Source organism: Paenibacillus sp. FSL F4-0100 (assembly GCF_037993005.1).
In the GTDB taxonomy this organism is placed as follows: domain Bacteria; phylum Bacillota; class Bacilli; order Paenibacillales; family Paenibacillaceae; genus Paenibacillus_AQ.
Genome location: NZ_CP150303.1, coordinates 3,114,385 through 3,135,694 on the forward strand (window position 1 = coordinate 3,114,385; position 21,310 = coordinate 3,135,694).

The 21,310-nt window shown below is 44.3% G+C and carries 19 protein-coding genes; 14 read left to right on the forward strand and 5 right to left on the reverse strand.

Annotated elements, in window-relative coordinates:
* Positions 1-646: 646 nt before the first annotated feature.
* The gene (locus MHH48_RS14050) at positions 647-2,065 is read right to left on the reverse strand and encodes a DHA2 family efflux MFS transporter permease subunit (RefSeq protein WP_076326658.1); all 1,419 of its coding nucleotides are present in this window, start codon (positions 2,063-2,065) and stop codon (positions 647-649) included.
* Positions 2,066-2,592: 527 nt separating this feature from the next.
* On the opposite strand from MHH48_RS14050, the gene MHH48_RS14055 reads away from it, so the two are divergent.
* Complete coding sequence (locus MHH48_RS14055; RefSeq protein WP_076326659.1) at positions 2,593-3,213, forward strand: TetR/AcrR family transcriptional regulator C-terminal domain-containing protein; 621 nt, start codon at positions 2,593-2,595, stop codon at positions 3,211-3,213.
* 575 nt (positions 3,214-3,788) lie between these two features.
* Here the strand turns inward: MHH48_RS14055 and MHH48_RS14060 are convergent.
* Together MHH48_RS14060 and MHH48_RS14065 are read right to left on the reverse strand one after the other, a co-directional pair.
* Positions 3,789-4,577, reverse strand: coding sequence for an ABC transporter permease (locus tag MHH48_RS14060; RefSeq protein ID WP_076326661.1), 789 nt, complete (start codon positions 4,575-4,577; stop codon positions 3,789-3,791).
* A 22-nt stretch (positions 4,578-4,599) separates the two neighbouring features.
* On the reverse strand, positions 4,600-5,532 hold the full coding sequence (locus tag MHH48_RS14065) for an ATP-binding cassette domain-containing protein (RefSeq protein ID WP_076326662.1): 933 nt from the start codon (positions 5,530-5,532) through the stop codon (positions 4,600-4,602).
* A gap of 144 nt (positions 5,533-5,676) precedes the next feature.
* On the opposite strand from MHH48_RS14065, the gene MHH48_RS14070 reads away from it, so the two are divergent.
* From MHH48_RS14070 to MHH48_RS14115, 10 genes are all read left to right on the forward strand, one after another.
* Positions 5,677-6,135, forward strand: coding sequence for a MarR family transcriptional regulator (locus MHH48_RS14070; protein WP_076326663.1), 459 nt, complete (start codon positions 5,677-5,679; stop codon positions 6,133-6,135).
* A 992-nt stretch (positions 6,136-7,127) separates the two neighbouring features.
* A complete protein-coding gene (locus MHH48_RS14075; protein ID WP_076326665.1) occupies positions 7,128-7,805 on the forward strand; it encodes a response regulator transcription factor in 678 nt (225 codons plus the stop codon).
* The gene (locus MHH48_RS14080) at positions 7,802-9,619 is read left to right on the forward strand and encodes a HAMP domain-containing sensor histidine kinase (protein WP_076326666.1); all 1,818 of its coding nucleotides are present in this window, start codon (positions 7,802-7,804) and stop codon (positions 9,617-9,619) included. The genes MHH48_RS14075 and MHH48_RS14080 overlap by 4 nt, the downstream gene beginning before the upstream one ends.
* A gap of 130 nt (positions 9,620-9,749) precedes the next feature.
* Complete coding sequence (locus MHH48_RS14085) at positions 9,750-10,598, forward strand: polysaccharide deacetylase family protein (protein ID WP_076326667.1); 849 nt, start codon at positions 9,750-9,752, stop codon at positions 10,596-10,598.
* A gap of 198 nt (positions 10,599-10,796) precedes the next feature.
* The gene (locus tag MHH48_RS14090; protein ID WP_256720887.1) at positions 10,797-11,525 is read left to right on the forward strand and encodes an N-acetylmuramoyl-L-alanine amidase; all 729 of its coding nucleotides are present in this window, start codon (positions 10,797-10,799) and stop codon (positions 11,523-11,525) included.
* A gap of 17 nt (positions 11,526-11,542) precedes the next feature.
* The gene (locus MHH48_RS14095) at positions 11,543-12,229 is read left to right on the forward strand and encodes a GDSL-type esterase/lipase family protein (RefSeq protein WP_076326669.1); all 687 of its coding nucleotides are present in this window, start codon (positions 11,543-11,545) and stop codon (positions 12,227-12,229) included.
* A 35-nt stretch (positions 12,230-12,264) separates the two neighbouring features.
* Positions 12,265-13,671, forward strand: coding sequence for an MBOAT family protein (locus MHH48_RS14100; protein ID WP_076326670.1), 1,407 nt, complete (start codon positions 12,265-12,267; stop codon positions 13,669-13,671).
* Between the two features lie 5 nt (positions 13,672-13,676).
* Positions 13,677-14,834 (forward strand): DHHW family protein, encoded by a 1,158-nt coding sequence (locus MHH48_RS14105; RefSeq protein WP_306024483.1) that lies wholly within the window; start codon positions 13,677-13,679, stop codon positions 14,832-14,834.
* 22 nt (positions 14,835-14,856) lie between these two features.
* The gene (locus MHH48_RS14110; RefSeq protein WP_076326672.1) at positions 14,857-15,345 is read left to right on the forward strand and encodes a DUF4358 domain-containing protein; all 489 of its coding nucleotides are present in this window, start codon (positions 14,857-14,859) and stop codon (positions 15,343-15,345) included.
* 135 nt (positions 15,346-15,480) lie between these two features.
* Positions 15,481-16,338, forward strand: coding sequence for an SDR family oxidoreductase (locus tag MHH48_RS14115; RefSeq protein ID WP_076326673.1), 858 nt, complete (start codon positions 15,481-15,483; stop codon positions 16,336-16,338).
* A gap of 321 nt (positions 16,339-16,659) precedes the next feature.
* Here MHH48_RS14115 and MHH48_RS14120 read toward each other — a convergent pair whose 3' ends face one another.
* Positions 16,660-17,097: a MarR family transcriptional regulator gene (locus MHH48_RS14120; protein WP_076326674.1), complete on the reverse strand. Its 438-nt coding sequence runs from the start codon at positions 17,095-17,097 to the stop codon at positions 16,660-16,662.
* A 163-nt stretch (positions 17,098-17,260) separates the two neighbouring features.
* Between MHH48_RS14120 and MHH48_RS14125 the strand changes: the two genes are divergently transcribed.
* The 3 genes from MHH48_RS14125 to MHH48_RS14135 all read left to right on the forward strand — a co-directional run bounded on the left by MHH48_RS14125 (position 17,261) and on the right by MHH48_RS14135 (position 20,631).
* On the forward strand, positions 17,261-18,013 hold the full coding sequence (locus MHH48_RS14125; protein ID WP_076326675.1) for an SDR family oxidoreductase: 753 nt from the start codon (positions 17,261-17,263) through the stop codon (positions 18,011-18,013).
* Between the two features lie 90 nt (positions 18,014-18,103).
* A complete protein-coding gene (locus tag MHH48_RS14130; RefSeq protein WP_076326676.1) occupies positions 18,104-19,075 on the forward strand; it encodes an aldo/keto reductase in 972 nt (323 codons plus the stop codon).
* 698 nt (positions 19,076-19,773) lie between these two features.
* Complete coding sequence (locus MHH48_RS14135; RefSeq protein WP_076326677.1) at positions 19,774-20,631, forward strand: SDR family oxidoreductase; 858 nt, start codon at positions 19,774-19,776, stop codon at positions 20,629-20,631.
* Positions 20,632-20,844: 213 nt separating this feature from the next.
* Here the strand turns inward: MHH48_RS14135 and MHH48_RS14140 are convergent, their stop codons facing one another.
* Positions 20,845-21,198 (reverse strand): helix-turn-helix domain-containing protein, encoded by a 354-nt coding sequence (locus MHH48_RS14140; protein ID WP_340390677.1) that lies wholly within the window; start codon positions 21,196-21,198, stop codon positions 20,845-20,847.
* Positions 21,199-21,310 lie beyond the last annotated feature (112 nt).

The following is a 21,310-nucleotide window of genomic DNA, read 5'->3' on the forward strand; positions in this document are numbered from 1 at the left end:
TCTGGAGGCTGCCCCCAGTACTCGACGTAGGATAAGGACTTGGGACGTACAAAGTCGCGGTTCTGTACGTCAACGACTACCTGTTGACTTTCTTCACACAGGCCGGAGCACAGGTGTCGAGATAAGCCAGGGTTTAGTTGATATTAAAAGAAATATGCAGTTGAATTTGGTGCGAATGTTGATTTCTAACAAGGAAACGCATCTGATATTCCTTGCGCTGATGAAATGTTTGATCTCTGATTATAGATATGAGCCGGGCAGCAATCTCTGATGATACAAAGCGAAGTCATCAAGTCGGGTATGAAAGGTTTTGACCGCTGGTTTGTCAAATTTGCATTCAAGACATTTCTTCGGCTAAGCACGTATACAATGGAGGACTTTGAAGAACTGATTAAACAGACAACATTTTATCGTCATGAAATATAAAAAGATGGTATCAGTTTATTTGTTTTGCTTCCAAGAAAGGGTTAAAATATGGTATATTCTCTGATATATTAAGCTAACTGGAAAAGATAGTTGAACAAAGCGAGAAAATGAAAGGGCCATCCCAATAAAGGATGGCCCTAAAACTTGCCGTTACAGACAGCGCGAAGTTGATGGGTCGACGCTTAGCAAGCCCGGTTTGGATATGATCCTGCGGCAGCATTTAAGTATTAGCTCGCGTGTTTTTATTTTCTCTTAATATCAATGTTAGGGATGATATCAGGAGTACTAGTATACTACCCAATAACACCCAAACGACATTTTTAAAAACAACTAAAGTGTGGGCTTGGTCTAGGCCACTAGTTAAATTTTTAGTATATAGCAAGGTGATTAAAGCTGTGCCTATTGATGCTCCAATTCGCTGCAGCATGTTTAGGATAGGTGAAGAATCAGGTATTTGATCGGGAGCAACCGTGGTTAAACCAGCAGTCATAGCTGGAACAGTGGCTAGTGCTGTACCTAATCCCCAGATGAAAAAAACGAGGGCAACCCAAGTTGTGCCTGCATTTACTTCAATAAAAATTAGCGAAAGCATAGATATCATCATTATGATACCACCTGTAAATATAAGTCTTCCAGCTCCATATCGGTCTGTAAAACGACCCGCAAGCGGAAAACCAACAGCTGTGCCAATAACTTGAGGCAAGATTAGTTGACTTGCAGTAAGAAGACTCAAGTGGCGGACATCTGTTAAGTAATGGGGGAGAAGCAGCTGTGCTCCGAAGTTTATTGCACCACCCAAAAACATAACGACAGCAGCTACTGAAAACACCCCATTACCAAAAAGTCTTAGTTGTAATATAGGTTTATCACGTTTTAATGACCTTAAAATAAAGCCAATGATAAGAACGGCTCCTATAATGATAGTGCCAATCGGAACTGCGTTTGCGGTGTTTCCAATGGAGGTTACACCATAAATGAGCAGGGGTACGCCACTTAATACGAATAAAAAGCCAATCCAATCAAATTTACCAGCCTCAGAAACCTCGATTTTTGGAAGCCACTTCAAACCAGCAAAGAACGCTGCTATACCAAGAGGGATGTTGATCCAGAATAGCCAAGGCCAGCTTAAACTACTAAGAATTGCACTGCTTAAGGTGGTACCTAACGTTGGAGCAACAACAACGGCTATGCCGACGATGCTCACCACTCTACCAAGACGCTTCGGACCTGCTGCTATGCTTGTGATAATTTGCCCGGCAGGTACAAGCAAACCACCTGATAAGCCCTGCAGAACTCTACAGATGATAAGCATATAAATCCCTTTTGATTCAGCACACAATATTGAAAAAACCATGAACAAAACCAGGCTAATTAGCCAGAGTTTGGTTGGTCCAAGTTTACGGGATAACCAGGCACTGAGGGGGACACCTGCAGCTAGAGATAGAAAGTATCCTGTAGCTATCCATTGTGCAATGGAACTTGAAGTATGCAGACTTGCTGCGATTGAGGGTAGGGCTGTGTTAAGCATTGTAGAAGACAACATAGATGTAAATGCACCAAGAACAATAATTATGGCTTGCCCCCATAATATAAAGGGTATAGGGGCAAGTTTAGCAGATTGCTTACCAGAGCTAGTCATTACGAGTTTCCCCCCAAGTGATCAATGTGTTTAGTAACAACGGGTTAAGAAGTTGGGATTTCATGTCTGTTGCATTGAGGCAAGTAACCACCCCTCTGTCAGGGGTGTTAATTCTGTTCGGTGATCACGGAGTTCCACAAGTTCCCCATCAGGACCAAAAACATCACCAACTGTCTTGTTAGTCATAGAGTTTGTAAGTTTGAATAGTCGGTGTCTAAGCCTTTCAATGGGGAGTCTTTTGCCATAAACACCATGGGTTGATATGACCGGGTATTTTCCAGGCGCAGCCGGGCATAATACATCGGCAAATACGATTATGCTGTCGTCCATTTCGATGGGCAATCGATTTGCACGTATTCAGCAGGTTTTAATTTCATTGTGGTAGCTCCTCTCGATAAAAATAACAAAAACCTATCGGTGATAGATTCATGAACAATTTGATCATAATCTATCACTGATAGGTTTGTCAATATGATATACTAGATCATTGATAGTTTTTAATACGGAAATAAGGAGAATTTTTAAATATGGCAAAGATAAAACGTGAAGATGTTATAGAGGAGGCGCTTGAACTTCTTAAAGAGGGTGGATTAGAGGCGATTACAACAAGGCGTTTAGCACAGAGATTGGGAGTTGAATCAGCATCACTTTATTGGCATGTAAAAGATAAGGCAACGCTGCTTGGTGAGATGGCTTCTACAATAATCGCCAGATATCACACCATTAAGACGCCGCATGATACGGGACAATGGGAGAAATGGTTCATAGATCATGCTTACAGCTTTAGAAATGCTTTATTAGCTTATCCAGATGGAGCGATGCTTCATGCCGGCTCAATTCCCACTTTTAATGATCTTGTTCAATTAGCGCCAAAAACTGAATATTTAGTACGAGCAGGTTTCTCGGAGAGAGAAGCTCAAATGGCCATGCTGACCATGGGCCAATTTACTTTGGGATCTGTAATGGAAGAACAAACACGAAATAAAAGGAGAATATTAAAATCATCTCCTATAGAGAAGGTTAAAGGGTCTCAACGCAATGCAGATGTGGATACATTAACTTCCGATGTAATGAATACGATTGAGAACGAGGCGGAAAATGCCTTTGAATTCGGAATACAACTTATCGTTAAAGGATTGAAGAAATAGAGTGGCCGAAGGGAACTGTGTCGAATGTTCGCGGTGAACGTCCATCGTCGTAATTTTCTTGTCGGGCACGGATTTGTCCTTTTAAAGATGAGTGATGACGATACGCCCAATACCAACCCATGAGATTAAGAGTAGACATGCTGGCCCTTGAGATGAGAATGCTGAAACGAGGTTCCTTGAATCGCGTGTGTGTAGCCTGTGACGAAGGCTACACACACGGAATCATCCAGTATTACAAAAATGGGGTTATAGTCTCGCTGAGCACACGCTTTAATTTGCTGAAAAGCGACACGTTGAATGGTGCGTTTCAGGTCAGACGTGTTCCAGTTTCGTGGGCTAAGAAATGACTCAGGATAATACAGCGGAAGTTTCCACTCTTCGAACCGATTGTTCCAATGATTTTGTTGTGATAAAGTATACGTATGAGACATATCTTATTCTCCTCTGCGTGGGGTGGTTGGTGGTAATTCTATTTTACGCAGAGAGCCAAGCGTGTCTCTTTTTTCATTTCATGGAATCGATTTTGAGCAAGTACAGTTGTTATTTTGTAGTTGCCGCCATTTATCCATTATCATTTATATTTTTCTGTTATACACTTTAACTGTTATTGGTGCAACAATCAAAACAAGAAGTATGCCGATAAGGATGGTCATTGATGCACTAGAAGTAAACTGTCCATGGTTTGCTAAATCTTTAAAAGCAGTGACCAAATAAGTAACAGGATTATACTCAGCTACTTTTTGTAAAAAAGTTGGCAAAGTATTCGTAGGCACGAATGCATTGGATAAAAACGACATCAACATGGTGACCATTGTTGAAACGCTGGAGATCGTTGCTGCGGATTTGGATAGCAAACCAATTAATGCAAACACCCAACTGATTGCGCATGCACCAAAAATAGCCAAAAGCGAAGCGATAATTAGCCAACCCACCCCGGCTTCCGGGCGCCATCCAAGTATGAAGCCCGTGCCAATTGAGAAAAAAGCTGCCATGATATATCGCAAAATATCCGATACCACTAAACCAGCTAGTGGAGCAATCCGTACAATGGGTAATGATTTAAACCGATCAAATACCCCCGTATCCAAATCTTCACGTAATTGTGTACCTGTTGCCGATGACGACATGACCAGCGTTTGAATTAGAATTCCCGGCACGATTATTGGCAAGTATCCTTTTACACCACCAGCAATTGCACCTCCAAACAAATAAGAAAAGACGATCATGAAGAAGATGGGTATCACGGTTACATCAATCAATTTATCGGGATTGTGTCTAATTTTCAGGATATTTCTTTTGGCCATTACTAAAATATCAACCAAGGTACTCTTTAGGTTGTTTTGTTTACTTATTATGGATTCCATTTTCATTTCTCCTCGCATAGCATTAATTTTTAGTTAATTCCAAAAATACCTCATCAAGCGTTGGTTTTCTAACCGAAAACTCTTTGATTTCTATATCTCGCTGAGTCAAACATAAAAGTAATTTCGTCATGATTTTTGTGTCAGCAAGCTTAACGGTTAATTTGGTTCCTTCAGGTGAGCTCATGGCTTCTTGAGCGATTTCTGTCTTGATTAGTTTTTTGCTTCTTTCTACATCCTTCATGTGCTCCAGAGTAATTTCAAATTGAGTCTCACTTAACAAAGACTTCAATTCATTTGGAGTTCCTTGGGAAATAATTTTTCCATGATTTATAATGGCCAGTCGATCAGCTAATTGATCCGCTTCCTCCAAATACTGGGTTGTTAGCAAGATCGTTGCTCCATCATTTGCTAAGTTACGGATCACTTCCCACATTTCTCCTCGTGTACGTGGATCTAAGCCCGTTGTCGGTTCATCAAGAAAAATGAGGGGGGGCTTCACAATTAAACTCACCGATAAATCCAACCGTCTACGCATCCCACCCGAAAATTCACGAATCGGTCGATCCTTTGCTTCAGTTAATGAAAACTGATTGAGAAGTTCTACGGCCCTCGCTTTGGATTGTCTCGCTGATAAACCATTCAATTGTCCAAAAAGCTTCAAGTTCTCCATCGCGGTCAATTCCTCATCAACGGTTGCATACTGACCCGTTAAGCCAATCAAGCTTCGAACTCCTCGAGCATCTTTTGTTACGTCTTTGCCAAAAATCATTGCTTCCCCATTTGAAACTTTAGTAATCGTTGCAAGCATCCGTAAGAAAGTTGTTTTTCCTGCACCATTCGGACCTAGAATACCGAAAATCTCTCCTTTTTTTATATCTAAAGAAATACCATCGACTGCTCGTTTGTTAGGAAACTCTTTAACGAGCTCTTTAGTTGAAACGGCTAGCTCTGTCATTCTGTTTTCTCCTTCGTATATTTAATAAGGGTGCCTTACTATTAAGATAAGGTACCCTTATTAATTTGTCAAGAACATGATTTGAATTACTTCGGTGACCTGATAAAATAGAGGGAGACTGAGAATAGATAAGGAGAAATTGTTGTGGATGAAAAGCAATTAAATATCGAAATAACCGCTAATTTTATGAAATTTAATGATTTACTTACAGCGTTTTTAAAAGAAAACCTATTTAAAGGCAGCGTGTTTACTGCTCCTAATCGAGGACAAGGAAAAATATTGAGTATCCTTCATCAAACACCCAATATTTCTCAAAAGGAATTAGTCAGTCAATTAGATATGCGCCCACAATCTGCTTCTGAAATGATTAAAAAGCTTGAAAAAAAGGGGTTCATCGAGCGGTATAAATCTGAAGAGGATCAGCGTGTGATGATGATTACTCTAACTAAAGCCGGTAGAGTAGTATTAAATCAAACTGGAGATTTTCAGCCTGTATTTTTAAATGTTCTAACGATGGATGAAAAACAACAATTCAATCATACACTCGAAAAACTTGTATCCGAGATTGAAACCGAAGTCGCGAAAGTTCGAAACAAACATTAAAAGAGCCATTCTACTGGATAAGGCCATCGATTCCGGGATTTAAGCAGCTTACGTAATTATGGAGAGCTGGTTATAACAATGAACAGGCATATGTGGTATCCACATTACTTAAGGAATAAACTTACCAAACTTAAGTTTCGTATAAAAGGTCATCTAATGACCGTCTCGGACCGCTTTTTTTAGTCATAATTATCGCATAACTGAAGATCGCCAATAGTCCACAGAAGACGTTGAAGAAGTTAAATAGTCCCAACCTGATTCTCGGTAGGGTTGATTTTCCTTGAGCATTCGGTAAATCATTCAGAAGATTAGATGTGCCGTCGCTACGGTAGCCTTTTTCTGTTCTCGTCGTTTCTATATACGGTAAAATCGAAGTGCAAGCCGATCATCATGCGATGATGTTTCTTCATTCGCCCATTTAGAGCTTCAAGCAACTCGGGAACTTTACGCTTAAGGGATGTATTTACTTTTTCTTTGATTTGCTCCGCCTCTAAGACTTCACCATTAATAACGGACTCAATTAATGCACGACCGGATACACCGAAGATATCAGTGATATACGTAGTGAGCTTCAAATTAGTACAATCCAGGCTGCATCCGCAACATCGGTCTGGGTTTACTATCTCTGAACTTAATTCAGGGGATATTGAGGCAGAATGTGAACACACGCGAGCTTATCTTGTATCTAAAGTAGTAACTTTTGCCCTCTTAAGATATCGCTTGTTATAAGAGATACATGCAATTTACGAATGCACAAAAAGAAACAAATTCTTGCATTATTCCTTATAAGCAATTTTGAATTTCAACTTACCTTTATGTAATCTGCATTTTATCTTTATCAGGTATGAATATAATTTTTACAGTAATTCTTCATACAAAAAGAATGTCCACTACGAGGGCATTTGTCTAGTTTTTGAAAACATGTTAGGCATGCCGGTGATTCAAATAGTTTGAAGGCAAGCGTACCTAGAAAAACGTTGAGAGGTTGTCCTATGTCAAGAACAATACTGATTGTAGAAGATGAGCCTGTTTTGCGGGAAATCATGAAAGATTATTTGCTGGAAGAAGGATATGAAGTGCTTGAAGCGGGCGATGGAAAAAATGCTCTGACGTTATTTCAAGAACATAAGCTGGATCTGATCATACTGGATATCATGCTCCCTGAATTAGACGGATGGTCTGTATGCAAACGTATCCGAAAGATATCGAATGTTCCGATTATCATGTTGACCGCCCGTTCGGATGAAGATGATACATTGCTGGGTTTTGAACTAGGTGCCGACGACTATATAACCAAACCGTACAGTCCTCCAATCCTGCTGGCACGGGCGAAACGGCTTTTAGAAACAAGGCAGATCCGGGATCAAGAGGAAGATACGTTGTCCAGCTGTGGTATCTCGATTCATTTCCCATCTCGAATCGTTACGATCGATGGGGAACAGTGCAGTCTGACGCATACCGAATTAGAAATACTGGCGTATTTGATGAAGAACAAAGGAATTATCGTCACCCGGGATCAGCTGATTACAAAAATCTGGGGATATGATTTCGTCGGCGACGATCGGACCGTTAACAGCCATATTCGCAATTTGCGTTCCAAGTTGGGGGAGCATGCCAAGTGTATTGTCACGATCGTTCGATCTGGTTATAAGTTCGAGGAGAAGTTATGAAAAAAGGCATTGTTCTTAAGCTGTTCCTATTAACGACGGGATTATGCTTTTTCACCCTTGCCGTTACTATTACCTTGCAAACCGTATTTTTCAAACAGTTTTATGTTCATCAAAAAGTGAAGGACGTCAACGCGGCGCTTCAGGCTTATGAACAAGACTACCTGAATCATGCCTCGAACACCCAGGAGATGGCAAAGCTGGAGCAAGACTTTTTTCAAAAGCATAACACCTGGATCACGGCTTTGGACACCCGCGGTAATTTAAAGTATGCCGACGATTTCTTCCTGGAGATTAAGCTGGATAGTTCGGAAGAATCTGCGCTTTCCGATAAAACGATAACCTTACCTCTATACAGTTTTATCAACGTAGAGGACTTCAGCAGCGATAATTCGTTCCTCGCTCCTTGGATTCAAGAAGGGGAATGGATCGCGATTGAAGGCTTGATCATGAACAACCAGCCGGTTATCCAGCGGATGGGGAGGAGCAGATCCAATCTGAGAGATGAAAGCCGGCTGGAAAATCATCAGATGGTGAGCAAAGAGTACGAGGTCGTCAATCGATCGAACGTGATCCAATATCGTGAAAAATATTCCACATTTCTGGTCGAAGGAACCATTACGAAAGTTCGGATACCGGAAGGGGCGGGAGTCTCGCGTTACACCAATCACTTGTTTCTGGACCGTATCAAATCTTTCCAAGCGGATCTATTGTACGGCGACCTTAAGGATGCCACGAACGCAAATCAGATCGTAGATTATGAAGAAAATCACGCGAACTACAAAATTTTCGTGGACCGCATCCAAGATCGCGACGGAAATCCGACATACCTGTTCGCGATGACGTCACTTCAGCCGGTCAATGAAGCCGCAGGGATGATCAAAGATTACTATGTGTACATCATTATTGCCACTTTGTTTCTCGTGCTGCTGGCATCATTTTATTTTTCTCGCCAGATTGCCAGGCCGCTACTACGTATCAACCGTACGACGCAGCAAATGGCAGGGCTCGATTTTTCGGAAAAAATCCCTATCACTACGAAGGATGAAATCGGCGACTTGTCGCGAAATATTAATGAACTTTCCGAGCGGCTGCACTCCTATATTCTTAGGCTCCAGCAGGACATCGAGAAAGAAAAGCAGCTTGAGTATACACGAAAAGAATTTATATCCGGCGTATCCCATGAGCTGAAGACTCCGTTAAGCATCATTCAGAGTTGCCTTGCTATTTTGAAGGACGGGGTGGCAAGTCATAAACGGGATTATTATTTTAAGGCTATGGAGGACGAAGTCAAAAGGATGGATCTGCTAATCGTGGATATGTTGGAATTGGCAAAATATGAATCCGGAACGTATACACTGGATATGGATTCCTTTTATGTCGACGCCGTTATCGAGCGGGTATGCGCAAAATTGGCTTCGGATATCAAGGCCAAGCAATTACATCTTAATACGTCACTGAAACCTGCTGAAGTGGTGGCGAATGAGCGGCGAATTGAGCAGGTCGTCGTCAATTTCCTCAACAACGCGATTCGTTATACGCCGGAGCGGGAGTCCATTCTCATAACCACCTCGGAAGATCAGGACGCCGTTAAAATTTGTATCGAAAATAAAGGAGCTTCCATTCCGGACGAACAACTTGAGAAGATCTGGGATCGGTTTTATCGCGGCGAACCATCTCGCGGGCGGTCGACCGGAGGCACCGGGCTCGGCCTCGCCATTTGCAAAAAGATTCTGGAGATGCACGGGGTGGCTTACGGCGTTACCAATACCTCCGATGGAGTTTTGTTTTATTTTCAATTGAATAAAAAAGCGTAGGAATACGGAAGAAAGCGCAGACCTCGGTTCTGCGCTTTTTCTTTTTTTAAATTGCGTTGATTTCATCTGCACTTTTTCTGCATCTCTCCCTGTTATTCTTTCTATTTGAGAGAGAGGGGGTGGATTGAAAATGACAGCAGGACCAAACCTTGGTCGGGGTCTGAGAGAAAGAAAGCACAGAGCAAAGAGGCGCAGACGGCAAGCCATTTTTCTTGCAGCCGTTGGCCTGCTTTGTTTTTGCCTGATGAGATTGATACCACTCGATAGGGCCGCGATTGCGGAGCAGCATGGAGAACAGTCTGTGTACCAACATTCTACGAGGAATGTCAGTGAGGCTAATGCGGAAGGCGAGGATGCCAGGCCGAAAGGGAAGATCGTATATTTAACGTTTGACGACGGTCCTAGCGACTTGACGGGGAAATTTCTCGACGTGTTACGGCAACATGGCGTCAAGGCCACTTTTTTCATGCAAGGAAGCCAATTGCAGCGAAAAAGTTTACAAAGCGACGTGAAGCGTACTGTACGCGAGGGGCATTATGTCGGAGGACATAGCATGAGCCATCAATATAAAAAGCTGTACGAAGAAGGGGAATTCGTGTCCGAAATGAAAGAAAACTTGGCGCTCATCCATGACATCACAGGCGAGAATCCACATTTGGTGCGTCCACCTTACGGCTCGGTCCCCGGGTTAAACGAAAAGAAGATCCGCGATCAAATCGCAAAAGAAGGAATGAAGATTTGGGATTGGACCATCGAATCGAACGACTGGAATCTGAAAGACCATCCGGAACAAATTGTCGAGAACATTAAAAAAGCGACGAAAGTCGATCTGGAGGTGGTATTGATGCATGAAAAACCGCAAACGTTGCAGGTTCTTCCGGAAATTATCGCGTTTTATCAGAAAAAAGGTTACCGGTTTGGCGTTTATACGGATGCCGCACATTTTCACCTCAATTTTCAGAAGGATGATCGTTTATAGCCACAGCGCGGCACTGAATCAGATTTCTAGAAGAAGGAGCTGTCCCGAGGTCTTCGCACATCTCGGTTGGACGGCTCCTTTTTTATCCTATTGCACTCTGATTCTTTAAATCAATTTGATATGATCTGCACTTTATCTTTATCTCGGGCGATTACTCTCTATATTGTAAGGAGGAGAGAGAGAATGAGGAGAGAGAGAATGAAGAGAGTGAGAATGAGGAAAGCCGTACTGACGGTCTCATTCTTGTTGTCCGCGGTGCTGATCGTTTTGCTGTACAGCATCAATTCGGGGTATGGGGCCGGAAGCCGCAGCAAGACTCAACAAAATCATCGGATGATGGACCTATTAAGCGGAAACAGTAATTCACCTCATCAGCTGGGGACGCCGTACAAAATCGTCATTGATCCCGGGCATGGTGGAAAAGACCACGGGGCGACAGGGGCCAGCGGAAGCTTCGAGAAGGATTTTACGCTGAAGCTGGCGCACAAGGTGGAGGAATTGGCGAAGCAAGAACCGCGAATCCAGGTGTATATGACCCGGACGGACGACCGGTTTATATCCTCGGTGGACCGGGAAAGGCCGAAATTCGCCAATGATCTGGGTGCGGATCTGTTTATATCCATTCACGGCAATACGTACGAGGACCCTGGCGTGTCGGGTACGGAAACGTACTATTACCATGAGAATTCGCGATCCTTGGCCGATATCATGCAACGACAAGTCGTTCAGGCAAGCGCGTTTCGGGACCGGGGAGCGAAGAAACAAGATTATTTTGTCCTAAAGGATACGGAAATGCCGGCTGTCTTGATCGAGATGGGATATTTAACGAATCCGCAGGAAGAGAAAGCAATGCTGACAGAAGATGTTCAAAACCGAATAGCTGCTTCCATTCTGGAAGGCATAAAGGAGTACCTAAATTTAAATTAAGAGAGGACAATGATCCCATGTATAAAAAAGTCATTTCAACACTATTTATAGGCAGCATCGCACTTACCTTGGCAGCATGTGGGGATGGGCAATATACGATAAACAAGACGCCTATGGCAGAAGTCAATGAAACAGCACCCATGGAGAAGTCAAACAATACTTCCTATAAAACGATTTTTCAACACAGTGTATTTCTGGGGGATTCGATTACAGAGGCGCTATCATACCATGACATTTTGGACGAGTTCAATGTAGTGGCAGGTGCCGGAACGACTACCGAGCTAGCTCTGGAGGCTGGATATGTCGATAAGCTGGCAGAGAGGAATCCGCAGCATGTATTTATCATGCTGGGATCCGATGATATCCTATTGCCGCCCCAAGTTACCGATAACCCCAAGCAGTATTCGCTAAAGTTTTACGCCAAATTGATTGACAGCATCAAGGAGAAACTTCCGGATGCAGCCATAACGGTTTTACCGGTTACTCCGGTTACGCCGGAAGCTGAAAAAGTGGAACCACGCTACAAAAATATCAACGATTACAACCAAGGCTTAAAAGAGCTGGCGAGCAAGGAGCAGGTCGGATTTGTCGATTTATCCTCCATATTTGCGGACAGCCAAAATTTGTACAGTTCGGACGGCGTTCATTTTAAACCGGAGTTTTATACACGTATGCTGGATTTGCTCAAAGATCAGGTGAAATAACATGCAACTAGGTCAAAAACTGGAGGTGACGGGGATTGGTCTTTAGCAGCCTTATATTTCTATTCCTCTTTCTGCCGGTCACCATTCTGATCTACTATATATCGCCCATGAGGATTAGAAATGCCATTCTGCTCGTCGCAAGCCTGATCTTCTATGCATGGGGCGAGCCTGTCTATATTTTTATCATGATCTTCTCGACGGTATTCGACTATGTGAACGGGATCCTGATCGAAAAATACAGGCACCGTAAGGCGATTGCGCGGGGAGTTTTGATCGTATCCATGATTGGAAGCCTGGGAATTCTGGGCTTCTTTAAATACGCGGGTTTCGTCTTCGACAATATCAATTCGTTGTTTAACCTGCACTTGCAGGCAGCAGATCTTCCGCTTCCGGTGGGAATATCCTTCTACACGTTCCAAACGATGTCTTACATTATTGACGTTTATCGGAGAAAGGTGCCTGTTCAGAAGAACCTGATCTCCTTCAGCGCTTATGTGACAATGTTTCCGCAGCTTGTAGCGGGACCGATCGTGAAATATGAAGATATTGCGGAGCAACTTGCTAATCGTAAAGTGACGTTGGATCGCTTTGGTGAAGGAGCGGAACTATTTATTAGGGGGCTTGCTAAAAAAGTATTGCTTGCTAACAATATCGGTTTGCTGTGGACAAGTGTCAAAGTGGTGCCTGCGGGAGAACTATCGGTACTTTCTGCATGGCTCGGCATTGTCGCGTTCACGTTTCAAATCTATTTCGATTTTAGCGGGTATTCGGATATGGCACGTGGTCTAGGTAGAATGTTCGGGTTCGAATTTATGGAGAACTTTAACTATCCTTATATTTCCAAGAGCATTACAGAATTTTGGCGGAGATGGCATATTTCGCTCGGTGCCTGGTTCCGTGAGTATATCTATATCCCGCTCGGTGGGAACCGAGCAGGTATGCTAAAGCAGCTGCGAAACTTGGCGATTGTATGGTTTGTAACGGGATTATGGCATGGAGCAAGCTGGAATTTTATCATTTGGGGCTTATATTTCGGTCTTTTTGTCACAATCGAGAAGCTATTTCTCTTGAAATGGTTTCAGCGCTTGCCAGCCTTTGTAAGCCATGTCTACACCCTGATTATCGTGATCATCGGCTGGGTATTTTTCGAAGTTGAACATTTGCCCGCAGCCATGACATTCATCGGAACGATGTTTGGCGTTGGAGCAAATGGGCTCATGGACAACCGGTCACTCTACGATCTGTCGACGAACGCCCTGCTGCTGCTGCTCTTGGTGGTTTGTGCCACGCCGCTTCCCAGTAAAGCACTGACAATCATCAGAACCAAGTTCGCCCGAATCGGATCGATTGCCGCTTCCGCCATCTACTTCATCTTTATGGTGGCGTCAACAGCTTACCTGGTCAATGCAACGTACAATCCATTCTTATACTTTCGTTTTTAATGGAGGTGATCGATTTGAAGAAGTACGACCAGGTATATTATCGCGTACTCGCCATTTTACTGCTGATGTTTACCGGAGCGGTATTGCTTATCAACTTTCTGACCCCTAGTAAAGAATTTTCCGAATCAGAGAACCGAATGCTGCAGAAGCTCCCGAAATTCTCGCTTGAAACATTAGTTTCAGGCAAGTTCACTTCAGAATTTGAATCGTATATATCGGATCAGTTTATGGAGAGGGACTTTTGGATTGGACTAAAATCCGATGCGGACCAGGGAATGGGGAAAAAAGAGAGCAATGGGGTTTACATCGGCAAGGACGGGTACCTGATTCAAAAATTTCCTCCTCCAGAAAAAGGAGATTTGGAAGACAAGGTGAAAGCTGTTCAAGCATTTGATAAGGCCTCGCCTGGTCTACGCAAATATATGATGTTGGTGCCGACGGCCGCTGCCGTGCTTGAGGATAAATTGCCGCCTTATGCTTCCGGTGGTGATGAGATGGTCTATTGGGAAAAGATAAAGGATTCTCATCTCGGGGACATTCGATGTATCGATGTTTCCCCCGCGCTAGAGGCGAACAAGGAGCAACCGATCTATTACAAAACAGACCATCACTGGACGACCAAAGGCGCTTTCCTTGCCTATCGGGAGTTGGGCGCGCCAATGAGTTTCACACCCAAGAACGAAGATGATTTCAACATTCGTCAAGTCACCAGTCAGTTCTATGGATCTTTGTATTCGAAAAGCGGGTTTAGGCACATACAACCGGATTCCATTGAGCTTTATTATCCAAAAACACCGGGGACCATTTCCGTGGATTATGTAGACGAACAGCAAAGTGCGGATTCGATGTACGTCATGGAGAATCTCGCCAAGAAAGATAAATACACTGTATTTTTTAATGGAAATCATGGCTTGATCCGAATAACAACTGACAATACGGAAGGAAGAAGGCTGCTTATTGTTAAAGATTCGTATGCAAACAGCTTGATCCCTTTTTTAACATCGCATTTTAGCGAAATTGATGTGATAGACCTCAGATATTATGATGGGGATATACTGAAACTTACGGAAGAGCGGCAAATCCACGACATGTTGATTTTGTATAATATTACTACATTTTTTGAAGATCCATCCATTAAATCATTAGCGGATTCCGTGGAATAATGCAAAAAGGAGGTCAGTAACGATGCTTACTGGAAAGAAAATTAAATACTTGTTTATCCTGTCTGCCGTCATGATCTTATGTGGCATTTTGATCGGGTGTTCCGGCAAGAACGAAGACGCCAAGGACGTTCCTGTCGATACAATTGAGGAACGTATCAAGCAAGTGGCATCTATGGAAGATATGGAAAAAGGGGATATGAACAGGCTTAAGAAGCTATATCATCTCAATGCAGATGAAGTTCAGGATTTTGTGCTGTATACGGCAGAATCGAACGTGGAAGCGAATGAACTGGCCGTGATCAAAGTGAAACAAGAGAATCAAGCGGAAAGCGTTAAGGAAAAAATCATGAAAAGAATCGAGGCTCAAGAGGTCAAGTTGAAAGACTACCGTCCCGAGCAATTTTACCTCGTCGAAAATCATGTATTAAAGGTCAAAGGTCTATATATTTTGTTTACGGTCTCCAAGGATGCCGAGAAAATCGAAAGTGCGTTTAGCGAAGCTCTTAAATAACAAGAGATAGTCCAATCCTCTATTTACGACGTTATTGGGAGCTAAAGGGACCGCATTGTTCATTAGCAGAATATCGGATGGGCAAAACAACAACAGTAAGCAGCTGATCACTACTTATGATCAACTGGAGGTAACATGCTTATCGTTACTGGAGCAAATGGAAAATTAGGCAGAGGCGTGGTAGAGCAATTGATTAAACGTATCCCTGCTGAACAGATTGGGGTCAGTGTCCGGGAAGTGAGCAAGGCACAGGATTTAAAGGATCGTGGGGTCCGTGTGCGTCGTGGCGATTTCGATGATGCGGAAAGCTTGCTTGATGCTTTTGAAGGAGCGTCACAGGTTCTTCTTGTTTCGTCCGGTATTTTGGGAGAGGCGGGTATCCGTCAGAATAAAACGGCAATTCACGCAGCAAAGAAGTCCGGCGCCGGCAGGGTGCTGTACACGAGTCATATGGGCTCTTCGCACGCATCGTATTTTCCGCCAATGATTCATCATGCGGCGACAGAAGCATTGCTTAAAGAATCGGGTATGCCCTACACGTCTCTTCGCAACGGTTTTTACGCCTCCTCATTGGTTGGATTAATCGGCGAAGCCATCAAAACAGGAGTATTGGTTGTTCCCGAGGACGGTCCGGTTGCTTGGACAACGCATTCGGATTTGGCGCAAGCCGCGGCAGTCATTCTAACTGAGCAGGGCGGGGACGGCCCGTCCCCGAATCTAACGGCCTCTGAAGCGATTGATATGGATGAGGTTGCAGCGATGCTTTCGGATCTCGTCGGCCGACCGATCTATCCAAAAGTCGTGCCAGACGAAGCGTATAGGGAATATCTGATCGCTCAGGGTTTTTCGACACCGCGCATTGAGATAACCATGGGTTTATTTCGTGCCAGACGCAATGGGGACTTCGCGCAAGCGACCAATGCTTTATCTGATTTAATCGGTCGACCTCCGATGAAGCTAAGGGATTTTCTGAAGGAGTCTATATCTCTATAAATGGTGTTCGCTGAGTAACCGTTAGGGTGTTCATGGGTACGATAATTGAAAGTAGTAATCAACTTCAGGGCCCTCCCGCAAAGGATGGCCCTGAAGCTTGCCGTTTCAGACAGCACGGTCAACCGTATCATCGGTAGTGGTAAAGCAGAGGATGAGCTACCCTCGACTGGCGGAAAAGCCGAATCAAATGGGCTGCTGCATTTTTCTTGTAGGTACAGATAAAGGGAAGGGCCGGTTCAGTTCCTTGTCTTTTTTGACTATACAGGATGGACAGCATCCAGAAAAGTGATCAAGACAACTAGGCTATACCGGAGGCTAGGGTCACTTTTTTGTTCTTTCCGCCAGCTTCGTAATTGATTCAATGTCTTGCTCGGTTAATTGATCCAGGAAATATTTGCGTATTGCCATTGAGACGATGGGTAGGGCCTCATCCAAAGTTGCTTTTCCGGCAGAAGTAATGATAACCTGAACACCACGATCTGCGTCTAATGGACTCCTTTTAACAAGGCCCCGTTTTTCCATCCGTGTCAAATGATGGGATAATCTGCTCTTATCCCAGTTCATCGAGTCGGCTAGTTCCTGTTGGCGAAGCTTGCCATCTCCGAGTTGGACTAACCGATCTAGTATTCCAAAGTCTCCTTCTGATAGTCCTGTATGTTCAGAAAGTTCCTTAACAACGCGACCAAAGATTCGCTTAAAGGAGCCTTTCCACATATTCCATATTCGCATTTCATCTTCGCTTACTTTGTTAGTATCCATGAAAGTATAATATCATGGTTGACACATCAACCGAAAGGTGTTAGCCTATATTCAGGTTGACGTATCAATCTCAGAGAAATCTGTCGAGTGCCAAGTTGATGTATTAACCTTAATTTGCAATACAAAATTGAGCAGTAAATCCACGAGAAAGGAGTTATTTCTTATGCAGGATAAACCTGTGGCCTTGGTCACCGGGGCCAATAAAGGAATCGGTCTTCAAATCGCGAAAGATCTCGCGGCGCACGGCTTCACTGTACTCGTCGGTTCGCGCAATCTCGAGAAAGGGGAGACGGCCGCGAAGAGCGTCGGAGCGGATGCCCGCGTCCTCCAACTCGACGTTTCAAATCAGGATTCCATCTCCGCGGCGGCGGAGTGCATCCGCAGCGAGCTCGGTCGTCTCGATGTGCTCGTGAACAACGCGGGTATATCGCACGCGGGTCAGCCGGGCAGGCCTCTCGAGGAGGTCGGGAAGTCGGGGCGCCCAAGCGTAGCCTCTCTAGACGAGGTGCGAGCAGTGTTCGAGACGAACGTGTTCGGCGTCATCGCCGTCACGCAAGCGATGCTGCCGCTCCTTCGTGAAGCGCCGGCAGCACGTATCGTCAACGTATCAAGCGGTTCGGGCTCGCTGACGTTGAACGCGGATCCGACTAATTCGCATCGCGAGATGTTCGGCGCCGTTTACAGCCCTTCGAAGACGGCTCTCAATGCGATTACGCTCGCCTTCGCCATCGAACTCGAGTCGACAGGCATTAAGGTCAATGCGGTATGCCCGGGCTTCACCGCGACGGATCTCAACAACTTTGAGGGCACGGGCACCGTCGAGCAAGCCGCGCGACATCCCGTGCGCCTTGCGCTCCTGGACAAGGACGGTCCGACGGGCACATTCTCTAACGAAAGACGCCAACTCCCGTGGTGATGTAGTCTCGAGCACTGGCACACCTAGATTTGTGTAGACAACCTGAAGGCGTGAATGCCTTCCCAATATCCTTAAGGAGTGTGTTATCACATGGAATATGTAAAACTTGGACACAGCGGCTTAGAGGTTTCAAAGCTAAGTCTTGGAACCATGAGCTTCGGAGTACCTGAACGCGGCAATGCCCCATGGTCTCTGGATGAGGAGCAAAGCAGACCGATTATTAAGAAGGCACTCGAATCGGGCATCAACTTTTTCAGTACCGCCAACATGTATTCCGACGGAACAAGCGAAGAAATTCTCGGACGTGCCTTAAAGGACTTCGCTCATCGTGACGAAGTCGTCATAGCAACAAAGGTATTTGTTCCAATGCGCAAAGGTCCGAATGCTATGGGACTTTCCCGTAAAGCTATCATGACCGAAATTGATAACAGTCTAAGACGACTCGGAACAGACTATGTCGATTTGTACCAAATTCATCGATGGGATCCTAATACGCCAATTGAGGAGACCATGGAGGCTCTTCACGATTTAGTTAAGGAGGGCAAGGTCAGATACATCGGAGCATCCTCCATGCTGGCATGGCAGTTTGCGAAAGCTCAGCATGTCGCAGAGCGCAACGGCTGGACAAGGTTCGTTTCCATGGAGAATAGATTAAACCTGCTCTATCGGGAAGAAGAACGAGAAATGCTCCCCCTTTGCAGAGACGAGGGAGTTGGCGTTACTCCTTACCTGCCTTTGGCAGCAGGCCGGTTAACACGGGATTGGAATGAGCAGACCGCGCGATCAGAGAAGGACCAGGTAGCAAAGGCCTTGTTTAGTAAAACGGAAGAGGCAGATCGCAAAGTCGCGGAAAGAGTTGGGGAAATTGCTGCTAACCGGGGAATTTCGCGTGCACAAATTGCACTCGCATGGTTGCTACAAAAAGAAGAGGTCACCGCGCCGATTGTGGGTTCGACGAAGATCAGCCATCTGGAAGATGCGGTTTCGGCGTTGTCGGTTAAATTGACTTCTGAAGAAATTACCCGTTTAGAAGAACTTTATATACCACATCCACTAGTATAAACTGTTTGCACAACAACTCTTCGGACCTACTCTTGGAATCGCGCTCTTATCTAAATCCGACGCCAGGTGGAGCAGTTCCGGGAGTATAGACGATTCCTGGCGAAGGATTTGAAATCCCAAATAGATTATTGGGTTCCAGCTGTCTCAGCGCTCAACAGGCAGCCCAGCTCGACTTGCCGTTTGCTTTTGCAATGCATGCTTCTCTGCACTATTTGCTTTCTGCGCTTGAACTGTACCACCCGCAAATTTCCGGCCATCTAAATCGTTGGATCGATCGTATGTATAATGATCGCGGTGAACACCATTGTTGCAGCAACAGATAAAGAAGCTGATCGCTTGGCTACGTCATGAACAGCAGTTTTTGGATCACATTCTCGGAACGGCTGGAAGTTACAGCCGCCAGTCGCGACAATAGATGGGCGATGGAACAAACAGGAGAAAGACCTTATTCGTGATAGCCCGGATACAGTAAAAAATATACTGGATGAGATGATTAATGAGATAAGAGCCGACGAAGTAATCGTAGTCACTCAGGTGTAATGATCTGCATTCAATCGAATTGCTGGAGGAGGCCATGAACCTGTGTCAATTTCATTTGCCTTTGGAATAGTGGAGAGTCATCACTCAGGTATACTTCGACCTCTTGAATAGCACAAGAAAAAACAAACCTAATAATAATAAAATCAAGGTGGAGAAACATGATAATTTTGGTGACCGGAGCAACTGGACGATTGGGATCATTGGTGGTAGACAGACTGTTGGAATTGCTGCCTGCCTCCAACCTGGCTGTAAGTGTGCGTGACGTTGACAAAGCAAAGTATTTCAGTGAAAAAGGGGTAGACGTACGGCAAGGTGACTTCAACAATCCGGAAACACTAGAAGTCGCTTTTGCGGGCGTAGACCGTATTCTTATCGTTTCTGCAACAACGGAAGGAGATCGCGTCGAGAAACATCGAGCGGCGGTAAATGCAGCTCAAAAAGTAGGGGTAAAGCATATTGTTTACACAAGTGTAGTAAATGCCCAAGACAGTAAAGCCGACATTGCCAACGATCATCGCGCCACAGAAGATATCATCCGAGAATCGGGGATTCCTTACACCTTTCTTCGGAACAACTGGTATATCGAGAATGAAGCAGGAAATATTCAGGCTGCTCTGAAAGACGCGCCTTGGGTTCATACATTAGCTTCAGCGAAAGTCGGTTGGGCGACACGACGGGACTATGCGCATGCAGCTGCAGCAGTACTGGCTGGAGAGGGTCATGAAAATAAAATTTATGAACTGTCTGGAGAGCTTCGTACTGTGGAGGAAGTAGTTGAGATTTTAAACGAGGCGTTAGGGAAGAAAGTTCCTCTGAAAAATGTAAGTGATGACGCTTACGCCGAGGTTCTGCGTAGCGCTAAACTTTCAGACACTAAAGTACTGAAGCTCGTCAATATGTTAAAATCGATTCGCGAAGGAGCTATGGCGGTGGAGAGCGACGATTTGGAAACATTGCTTGGACGTGAACAGCAACCTTTAAGTGAGGCGGTTCAGGCGATAGCCGCTGGAAAATGATACAGACGAAGTGGTGCTAAGCGTTAAATGAAGGTCGTCTGAAATACCAAGATTCATCATAAAACGCTATCCTTTCATTAATCAATCTAATGAAAGAATAGCGTTTTTTCGTTTTGGGGACTTAGCTTGATGGGCATGTGGCGGGACCCGGTAACTCTGTAACCAGGTCGAATGGCGTAAATAATTTAAGACTCCACTTGTTCCGAAATATTCTTACTTGATGGCGATCTCTTTGTTATACCTTTCCCCCCAGTCTCTCATAAGCATAATAATTGGTTCTAATGTAAGGCCGAACTCAGTTAACGAATATTCTACCTTTGGCGGAACTTCTCTATAGATTTCTCTGTGCACTATTCCATCTTTTTCCAATTCACGAAGCTGAAGAGTCAACATCCGCTGTGTGATGTCAGGCATTAGTCCGCGAAATTCATTAAAACGCTTTGTTCCTGAAAGTAAATGATATAAAATAACTCCTTTCCATTTCCCCCCGATTACTTCTAGCGTTGCTTCCACGGGGCATCCGTAGGGGTTAGGACAAGCTGAGTATTGGTTATTGTGATTTTTCATTTGTATACCTCCATCAAGCAATAGTATAAAAAAGAATACTATGCAACAAAATTGTGCGTTCTTACGAAAAATAATCCTTTGAACTATTATAACAAATATAACGGCATGAAAA